The following is a 6,944-nucleotide window of genomic DNA, read 5'->3' as shown; positions in this document are numbered from 1 at the left end:
CACCGTGGGGTGGTGCCGGCCGCCGGCTGGTCAGGTCGGGCGGTCAGTGGCGCAGGTCCCCCTGCTGGACCTCGCTGCCGCGTGCCTCGTCGCCCGCCTCCGGGGAGGTCGGGAGCGAGCCGGGCGTGTGCGCGTGTGTGGCCCTGAACTCCTCCTCCCCGAGCTCTTCAGGGCTCTCGCCACCGATCGCGAGGTCGCGGGACTTGGAGACGGCCACGGCGGCGATGACGATGACGATCGCTGCCGCGGCGATGCCGTAGCGGACGGGCGAGTTCTTGTCGTCGCCGATCGAGAGCGTCACGATCGCCGGCGCGATGAGCACCGAGACCAGGTTCATGACCTTGATCAGCGGGTTGATCGACGGACCTGCGGTGTCCTTGAACGGGTCGCCGACCGTGTCACCGATCACGGTGGCGGCATGGGCGTCGCTGCCCTTGCCTCCGTGGTGGCCGTCCTCGACGATCTTCTTCGCGTTGTCCCACGAGCCACCGGAGTTGGCGAGGAACACGGCCATGAGGGCACCGGTGCCGATCGCGCCCGCGAGGAAGCCGGCGAGCGGCCCGATACCGAGCCCGAAGCCGACCGCGACCGGCATGAGCGCCGCGAGGAGGCCGGGCGTCGCGAGCTCGCGCAGCGAGTCCTTGGTGCAGATGTCGACGACCTTGCCGTACTCGGGCTTGGTGGTGCCCTCCATGATCCCGGGGATCTCGCGGAACTGGCGACGCACCTCGAACACGATGGCGCCGGCGGCCCGGGTGACGGCGTTGATGGCCAGGCCGGAGAAGAGGAACACGGTCGCGGCACCGATGAGCAGGCCCACCAGGACGCTCGGGGTGACGATCTGCAGGTCGAACGCCGTGAGCTGCGACTGGATCTCGGTGATCTGGTCCTGGCTCAGCGCACCCGACTGCGCCTGCTGCTGCAGGCCCTGGATGATCGGCTCGTAGACCGACTTCCACGCGTCGCTGTAGGAGCCGAACAGCGCGGTCGCGGCCAGCACGGCCGTCGCGATCGCGATGCCCTTGGTGATGGCCTTGGTGGTGTTGCCCACCGCGTCGAGGTCGGTGAGGATCTGCGCGCCCTCCCCGTCGACGTCGCCGGACATCTCCGCGATGCCCTGGGCGTTGTCGGAGACCGGGCCGAAGGTGTCCATGGCCACGATGACGCCCACCGTGGTGAGCAGGCCACAGCCCGCCAGCGCGATGAGGAACAGCGACAGGATCACCGAGCCGCCACCGAGCAGGAAGGCGAGGTAGACCGCACCGCCGATGATGACCGCCGTGTAGACCGCGGACTCGAGGCCGACACCGATACCGGACAGGACCACCGTGGCCGCACCCGTGAGCGACGTGCGCGCCACGTCACGGGTCGGGCGCTTGTCGGTGCCGGTGAAGTAGCCCGTGAGCCACAGGATGATCGCCGCGAGGACGATGCCGATGACGACCGCCATGACCGCGGTACGGCGCGGGTCGCCGGCCAGCTGGGTCACCGACTGGTCGCTCGAGCCCAGGCCCGAGAAGGTGTCGGGCAGGTAGAGGTAGGCGGCGACCGCGGACAGCACGGCCGCGATGACGGCCGAGATGTAGAAGCCGCGGTTGATCGCCGACAGGGCGTTCTCGCCCGGGCGGACCCGGGTGATGAACACGCCGATGAGGGCGGTCACCGCGCCGATGGCCGGGACGATGAGCGGGAAGACCAGGCCGTAGGCACCGAACGCGGCCGAGCCGAGGATGAGGGCGGCGACGAGCATCACGGCGTAGGACTCGAAGAGGTCGGCGGCCATGCCGGCGCAGTCGCCCACGTTGTCGCCGACGTTGTCGGCGATGGTGGCGGCGTTGCGCGGGTCGTCCTCGGGTATGCCGGCCTCGACCTTGCCGACGAGGTCGGCACCCACGTCGGCGGCCTTGGTGAAGATGCCGCCGCCGACGCGCATGAACATGGCCAGCAGGGCCGCGCCGAAGCCGAAGCCCTCGAGCACCTTGGGCGCGTCGCCCTTGTAGAAGAGCACCACCACGGAGGCGCCGAGCAGGCCGAGGCCCACCGTCGCCATACCGACCGTGCCGCCGGTGCGGAACGCGATGCGCATGCCGGAGTCGCGGTCGCCGTCACGGGCGGCCGAGGCCACGCGGACGTTGGCCTTGACCGCCAGGCTCATGCCGAAGTAGCCGATCGCAGCCGAGAAGAGGGCGCCGACCACGAAAAAGCCGGAGCGTCCCCAGCGGACTCCAGCGGTGTCGGCGGGGAGCAGGAGCAGCAGGCCGAAGACGAGGACGACGAAGACTGACAGCGTCTTGAACTGGCGGGCGAGGAACGCCTGGGCACCTTCCTCGACGGCGGCGCCGATGTCCTGCATCTTCTCGGTGCCTGCGTCGGCCGCCAGGACCTGCTGGCGGAAGAAGACACCCATGACCAGTGCGATGGCCGCGATCACGGCCACGCCGATCACCAGGGTGAGATTGGTGCCGTCGAGCTGCAGGTCTGCAGCTGCGGCGGGCGCTAGGCGCGTCATTCCATCCTCCTCGATGGGGAAACCTGCGGGATCGCCCACGGACACGTCAGGGCGACGCGCCTCTCGAGGGGACGATGCTCGCGAGGGTAATGCACGTCACACCGATTAGGAGGGCCGGTGAGCCACGTCACAGTGAATAACTCGGAGAACTCCTACGGACGGCGCCGCAGAGGAGGTTCGGCGCGAGTCGCCGCAGGTCAGGCCGTCAGTCGACCGGCCGGTCCGGCCCTGGGTCAGACGGTGGAGGCGGCCGTGGCTCAGACGGTGGAGGCGGCGGTGGCCTCGTCGACGCTCGGGTAGATGTGGAACACCTTGTCGAGCCCGGTGATCTTGAAGACCTTGAGGATGCGGTCCTGGGCGCTGACGATGCGCAGGGAGCCGTTCTGGCCGCGGACCAACTTGAGGCGGCCGACGAGGACGCCGAGGCCGGTGGAGTCCATGAAGGTGACGTTCTCGAGGTCCACGACCAGGCTCGTGCGCCCGGCGGCGACCTGCTTGTCGAGCACCTCGCGCAGCAACGGCGCGGTGTAGACGTCGATCTCTCCCGCCACGTGGACGATGGTCACGGCGCCCTGCTCGCTGCTGGAGACCGACAGGTCCACGGTCACCCTTTCCCTCGACGTCATCTCGCGTGGGCGACCGGCAACACCGTCGGCCCTCGGGATTACCGTAGCGGCAATGTCCATCCCCGCCCGCACCGCGTCCGCCACCCGCCCGGGCTTCGACCCGGATGCGGCCCTGGCGCGCCTCGCCGCGGGCGACCGCGCGCCTCGACTGCGCCACGTCCACGAGGTGCCGGCCCGGGCGGCGCAGCTCGCCGACTGGCCCGACTGGGTCGACCCGTCGGTGTACGCCGCGTGCGCCGGGACGGGGGTCACCTCGCTCTGGTCGCACCAGCGCGAGGCCGCCGACCTCGCCCACGCCGGGTCCCACGTCGTCATGGCGACCGGGACCGCCTCGGGCAAGAGCCTCGGCTACCTCCTGCCCGTCCTCACCGCCCTGGTCGAGGGGTCGACGGCTCCCACCGGCCGCGGGGCGACCGCGCTCTACCTCTCCCCCACCAAGGCCCTGGCCGCCGACCAGCTCGCACGGGTGCAGGGCCTGGCCGTCCCCGGTGTGCGAGCTGCGACCTACGACGGCGACACCCCCACCGAGGAGCGCCGCTGGATCCGTGACCACGCCCAGCTCGTGCTGACCAACCCCGACCTGGTGCACCACTCGCTCCTGCCCCTGCACGAGCGGTGGGCGCCGTTCCTGCGACGGCTGCGCTACGTCGTCATCGACGAGTGCCACGTCTACCGAGGCGTCTTCGGCTCCCACCTCGCCGCCCTGCTGCGCCGCCTGCGCCGGGTCTGCGCGCGGTACGGCGCCTCCCCCACGTTCGTCCTCGCCTCCGCCACCGTGCGCGACCCCGGTGACCACGCCACGAAGCTGGTGGGCCTGCCGGTCACGCCGGTGACCGGGGACGGTTCGCCGCGGGAGGCCATGACGTTCGCGCTGTGGGAGCCCGGCACGCTCGAACCGGGCGGCGCAGCCCCCCTCGTTGACGACCCTGGCGAGGTCGACCTCTCCGGGGAGACGCCTGCGCGCAGGTCGGCGACCTCCGAAGCGGCCGACCTGCTGGCGGAGCTGGTCGAGGCGGGCGTGCAGTCGGTGGCGTTCGCGCGGTCCAGGGCCGGGGTCGAGGCACTCGCGACGAGCTGTCGACGGACCCTGGAGGAGGTGCAGCCCCACCTCGCCGGCGCCGTCGCCGCCTACCGGGGCGGCTACCTGCCCGAGGAGCGGCGCGAGCTCGAACGCGCCCTGCGGACCGGTCGGATCCTGGGCCTCGCCGCCACCAACGCGCTCGAGCTGGGCATCGACATCAGCGGTCTCGACGCCGTGCTCCTTGCAGGCTGGCCGGGCACGCGCGCCAGCCTGTGGCAGCAGGCGGGGCGTGCCGGGCGGGCAGGCACCCGGTCGCTGGCCGTGTTCGTGGCGGCCGACGACCCGCTCGACACCTACGTCGTCAACCACCCCGAGGTGGTCTTCGGCCAGCCGGTCGAGAGCACGGTGCTCGACCCCGGCAACCCCCACGTGCTCGCCCCTCACCTCGCAGCCGCTGCTGCCGAGCTGCCGCTGCGGGAGGAGGACCTGGCCATGTTCGGCCCCGGCGCCCGGGGGCTGCTCGACGCCCTCGTCGCCCGCGGCATCCTGCGACGCCGGCCGCACGGGTGGTTCTGGGCCCGCAGCGACCGGGCGAGCGACCACGTGTCGCTGCGCGGCGCCGGTGACGTCGTCGGCATCGTCGAGAAGCGCACCGGTCGCGTGCTGGGGACGGTGGACGAGGCCTCGGCACACTCGCAGGTCCACACCGGGGCGGTCCACGTCCACCAGGGCGACACCTACGTCGTGACCGAGCTCGACCTCACCACCGGCACCGCGACGGCGGTGCGCGGCGACCCGGGATGGAGCACGTTCTCGCAGTCGGTGAGCGCGTTCGACATCGTCGGGGCCCAGCGGTCGGTGCCGTGGGGTCCGGTCGAGGTGTCGTTCGGGACGGTGCGGGTGCACACCCAGGTCACCAGCTTCCTGCGGCGGCTGCCGGGCGGGGAGGTCCTGGGCACGCACCCGCTCGAACTGCCCCAGCGCACGCTGACCACCAAGGCGGTCTGGTGGACCATGCCGGTCGAGTGGCTCGCCGAGGCCGGCGTGGCCGAGGTCGACATCCCCGGGGCGGCCCACGCTGCCGAGCACGCGGGCATCGGCATGATGCCGCTCGTGGCGACCTCCGACCGCTGGGACATCGGCGGCGTCTCGACCGCCCTGCACCCCGACACCGGGCTGCCGACGATCATGGTCTACGACGGCCACCCGGGCGGTGCGGGCTTCGCCGAGCGCGCCTACGAAGCGTTCGGGACCTGGCTCACCGCCACCCGGGACACGGTGCAGGCCTGCCGTTGCGAGACCGGGTGTCCTGCCTGCGTGCAGTCCCCCAAGTGCGGCAACGGCAACGAGCCGCTCGACAAGGCCGCCGCCGTCCGTCTGTTGTCCGCCGTCCTGCGCCACGCTCCCTCGACGGACTGACCGGCCGCGAGTCGGGCCCGAGCCAGGCGCGCCCCGGCGCGGGCTGTCAGGGCCCGCGGCACGGTCCCTCCGACGGCTTGCGACGACCTCCTTCGCGGGGCGCTCCAGCACCGACGGGCAGACGTCGCGAACCGGGCATAACCGCAGGTTGAGGGCTAGTGTCGAAGCGCGACGGCGCAGACTGCGCCCGGATCTGGAGGTAATCCCGTGGTTCTCATCGGACTGCTGTTAGTGCTGGTGGCCATCGCCGCCGCGGTCCTTCTCGTCATGGGTGCCCTGCCCCTCGACACCACCGCCACCCTCGAGCCCAGCATCTTCAAGTTCGAGCTGACACCGCTCGCCCTGCTCATCGCCGGTGCCGCCATCATGCTGCTGCTCTGGCTGGGTCTCGGCATGATCCGGGGCAGCATGAAGCGCCGCCGCCGGCCGGGCCGAGAGGCCAAGGAGGCACAGCGCCGCGCGGAGCTCGAGGAGAGCATCCGCGCCGACGAGCGCGCCCGGGCCGACGAGACCCACCAGGGCGCCCTGGCCGAGCGCGACCGGCTGCACGACGAGGACCTGCAGACCAAGCTCACTGAGCGTGACCGTCAGCGGGATGACGAGTTCCGCAGCCGCGAGCGCGAGATCGAGGACCGCGTCCGGGCCGAGGAGCGCACCAAGCTCGAGCGGGAGTTCGCCGGGCGCCACGCCACCTCGGGTGCGCCGGTTGCCGCAGGGGTCGCCGGAGCGGGCGCCGGGGCGGGTGCGGCGTACGCCGACCGCGAGCACTCCTCACGGGCCCAGGACGGGTCTGCCGACGAGCGCCTCTACACCCAGGACGACCGCACGCGTGATGACCTCACGCACGGGGACGTGGCTCGTGACGGTGCAACCCGTGACGACCTCGGCCGCCACGACTCGACGCGTGAGGACCTCGTTCGCGACGAGGACCGCGACGGCGCCGACCGCGCGGACGGCACCCACGTGGCCGACGACGGGACGCCGATCGGGGAGCACGACCCGGCGCAGCAGGAGCACCGCCCCGTGCACCGCACGATGGCCGACAAGCTCATGGGTCGCGACCCCGAGCGCAGGGACTGAGCCGCCCCTGCGCCGCCTCCGTGCGGCGCCGCGGACACCACACACCGATCACGGCGCGGGCCCAGCCCGCGCCGTGATCTGTGCCCGGGCGGGTGTCGTCCCGGGCAGCACCAGACCCACCTGCCTCTCGGCGACCAGGGTCACCGAACCGTCGGCGGCGACCATGCAGGAGACCTGACGGGCCGCGTTGCGCGCGACGACCTCAGCGCCCCGAGCGCACGCCCGGCCGGCGTCACCGGAGGCCTGCACCGAGGCCGCCGCGGCCAGCGCCCCCAGGTCGGCCGCCGCC

At 72.4% G+C, this 6,944-nt stretch carries 4 protein-coding genes and 1 pseudogene; 2 read left to right on the top strand and 3 right to left on the bottom strand.

Annotation, left to right across the window (positions count from 1 at the left end):
• Positions 1 to 43: 43 nt before the first annotated feature.
• Together AB4Z02_RS18660 and AB4Z02_RS18655 are read right to left on the bottom strand one after the other, a co-directional pair.
• On the bottom strand, positions 44 to 2,509 hold the full coding sequence (locus tag AB4Z02_RS18660) for a sodium-translocating pyrophosphatase (protein WP_441972846.1): 2,466 nt from the start codon (positions 2,507 to 2,509) through the stop codon (positions 44 to 46).
• Between the two features lie 257 nt (positions 2,510 to 2,766).
• Positions 2,767 to 3,117, bottom strand: coding sequence for an anti-sigma factor antagonist (locus AB4Z02_RS18655; RefSeq protein ID WP_441972844.1), 351 nt, complete (start codon positions 3,115 to 3,117; stop codon positions 2,767 to 2,769).
• Between the two features lie 70 nt (positions 3,118 to 3,187).
• Here AB4Z02_RS18655 and AB4Z02_RS18650 point away from each other — a divergent pair, with 70 nt between their 5' ends.
• Together AB4Z02_RS18650 and AB4Z02_RS18645 are read left to right on the top strand one after the other, a co-directional pair.
• Positions 3,188 to 5,575, top strand: a complete 2,388-nt coding sequence (locus AB4Z02_RS18650; RefSeq protein WP_441972842.1) for a DEAD/DEAH box helicase — start codon at positions 3,188 to 3,190, stop codon at positions 5,573 to 5,575.
• A 207-nt stretch (positions 5,576 to 5,782) separates the two neighbouring features.
• Positions 5,783 to 6,655, top strand: a complete 873-nt coding sequence (locus AB4Z02_RS18645) for a hypothetical protein (RefSeq protein ID WP_441972841.1) — start codon at positions 5,783 to 5,785, stop codon at positions 6,653 to 6,655.
• 48 nt (positions 6,656 to 6,703) lie between these two features.
• On the opposite strand, the pseudogene AB4Z02_RS18640 reads toward AB4Z02_RS18645, so the two are convergent.
• Positions 6,704 to 6,944, bottom strand: a pseudogene (locus AB4Z02_RS18640) (Rv3654c family TadE-like protein); the annotation flags it as partial.

The sequence above is a fragment of the Pedococcus sp. 2YAF34 genome (assembly GCF_052114585.1).
In the GTDB taxonomy this organism is placed as follows: Bacteria; Actinomycetota; Actinomycetes; order Actinomycetales; family Dermatophilaceae; genus Pedococcus.
This window is presented reverse-complemented; position numbering and strand designations above follow the sequence as displayed.

Bases quoted from the DNA above. Each gene is read 5' to 3' on its own strand.
- AB4Z02_RS18660 (WP_441972846.1), bottom strand. From the start codon at position 2,509: ATGACGCGCCTAGCGCCCGCCGCAGCTGCAGACCTGCAGCTCGACGGC.
- AB4Z02_RS18650 (WP_441972842.1), top strand. From the start codon at position 3,188: ATGTCCATCCCCGCCCGCACCGCGTCCGCCACCCGCCCGGGCTTCGAC.